Genomic DNA, 2125 nt, shown 5'->3' with positions numbered 1-2125 from the left:
CGTATGACGCCGGAATGCGACAATCATGGCCTCCTCCGCTTCGGTGAGAACGGTCGAACGCGGCTCCCTCGGCCCAGTCTTCAAGTCCTCCACCGTCGCCCGCTTGCGCCACTTCGCGACGGTCTTGGGATTGATGCCCAGCTCCTTGCTCAGCTGCGTGAGCGAAGCTTGCGATCGCTGTATTGCAGCTCTGACAGCGTGCGTGGTCGAGGCGCTCCCGTGACGAACTTGTCCCATAATGCTTCCTTCCATTCCTGAGAAAGGATCACACCATCAAACCGTGGGATCAAACATCTAGGGTCAGTACCCATTGATTATAGACGTGTTTTGAGTGGAATTATCTTCATCAACCGCAATGGTTTACGGTGGCGCGACGCGCCGAAAGAGTATGGGCCCCACAAAACACTCTACAACCGCTGGAAGCGGTGGAGCGATAAGGGCATGTTCGCGCAGATGATGGTCGGTCTGGCCGCCGACCACGGCGAAGAAAGGACCGTCATGATCGATGATGAGGCCGGCGGCGCCATCGGTCCGAGCAGACGGCCGAATGATCTGAAGGCCCACCGAACAGCGACCAGCATGGGCGTCAAAAAGGCGATCTTGGACATATGATCGATCGAACTAAAGGCGGGATGAACACTAAGCTGCACGCGGTCGGCGACAGCCGAGGCCGTCCTCTGAACAAGCTCCATCACGGCCGGTCAGGTCAGCGGCTACGTCGGCGCGCGGGCGCGGTGCAGCAGTCTTCCAGATGTCGAATGGCTGCCGGGCGACCGGGGCTATGACGCCGACTGGTTCAGGGAAGCGTTGGTCTTCCCCCACTGAAGTGGTCCTCCGCTATGTTCAGGAAAACGGAGGAAACACATGGCAAACAAGCGACCAAAGCCGGAAGAGATTGTTACGAAGTTACGGCAGGTTGAGGTTCTGACGGGGCAAGGGATGCCGCGTCTGGATGCGATCCGCCAGATTGGCGTAACCGAACAGACATTCTACCGTTGGAAGAAAAAGTACGGTGGAATGGGCGCGGACCAATTGAAGGAACTGAAGCGTCTTCAGAAAGAGAATGAGCGCCTGCGCAAGGCCGTTTCGGATCTGACCCTGGACAAGCTGATCCTGGCGGAGGCCGCAAAGGGAAACTTCTGAGCCCCGCTCGTCGCCGTGCTTGCATTGATCGTATTCGAGCGGAGCTGAACGTTTCGGAACGTCGCGCGTGTCGCGTTCTGAGACAACACCGATCGACACAGCGCAAAGCACCTGCCGGTCGCCCGGACGAAGAGCGCTTGGTGGCGGATATGATCGAGCTAACCCGGCAATATGGACGGTATGGCTATCGTCGGATCGCAGCACTGCTCAGAGATGCTGGCTGGCATGTGAACGACAAGCGCGTCGAAAGACTGTGGCGACGAGAGGGGCTGAAAGTCCCAATGAAGCAACCAAAGAAGGGACGGCTTTGGCTGAATGATGGATCGTGTGTCCGGTTGCGGCCTGAGCATCCAAACCATGTTTGGTCATATGACTTCGTGCACTGCCGGACGGACGATGGGAAGGCGTTCCGTACGCTCAACATCATTGACGCGTACAGCCGGGAGTGCCTGACCATCCGTGTGGATCGCAACCTGAACTCAGGCAACGTCATCGATGCGCTGAGCGACCTGTTCATCCTGCGCGGTGTGCCTTCGTTCATTCGGTCTGATAATGGCCCGGAGTTCGTTGCTGAGGCCGTACAGAACTGGATCAAAGCTGTTGGAGCCATGACCGCCTATATCGATCCCGGGTCACCCTGGGAGAACGGATATGTGGAGAGCTTCACTGCCCGTTTCAGGGATGAGTTCCTGAATGGCGAAACCTTCTACAGCCTGCGCGAGGCGCAGATCCTGATCGAACAATGGAGGAAACACTACAACACGAAACGACCACACAGCGCATTAGGCTTGTCTTATGACTTCCCTCGGCTCCTTTGCGATAAGGGAGCCGCTTCCCGGCTCCCCAAACATGCCGGGAAGCGGCGGGGGACGGATCGGGAATGGGTCGGCCGTTCTGGGCCGTGCGGTAGTGTGATCGCCCCCGTCTTTTCTCATGACCTGAACGGATAGCAGGGCTTTGGGCCTGCATGACAAGCAGAGGT

At 57.9% G+C, this 2125-nt stretch carries 1 protein-coding gene and 2 pseudogenes; 2 read left to right on the top strand and 1 reads right to left on the bottom strand.

Features of this window, described 5'->3' with window-relative positions:
• Positions 1–237 (bottom strand): annotated as a pseudogene (locus FEV53_RS20090) (IS481 family transposase); the annotation flags it as partial.
• Between the two features lie 27 nt (positions 238–264).
• On the opposite strand from FEV53_RS20090, the pseudogene FEV53_RS20085 reads away from it, so the two are divergent.
• Positions 265–810, top strand: a pseudogene (locus FEV53_RS20085) (IS5 family transposase); the annotation flags it as partial.
• A gap of 54 nt (positions 811–864) precedes the next feature.
• Positions 865–2093 (top strand): IS3 family transposase gene (locus tag FEV53_RS20080; protein WP_246100946.1). Its coding sequence is split into 2 segments (ribosomal slippage): positions 865–1129 and positions 1129–2093, totalling 1230 coding nucleotides; the frame shifts between segments, so codons are not numbered across the junction.
• Positions 2094–2125 lie beyond the last annotated feature (32 nt).

Origin of the sequence: Palleronia caenipelagi (assembly GCF_007004065.1) — a bacterium.
GTDB classification, from domain to species: Bacteria; Pseudomonadota; Alphaproteobacteria; order Rhodobacterales; family Rhodobacteraceae; genus Palleronia; species Palleronia caenipelagi.
The sequence above is the reverse complement of the archived record's forward strand: the minus strand, read 5'-3'. Positions and strand labels throughout refer to the sequence as shown.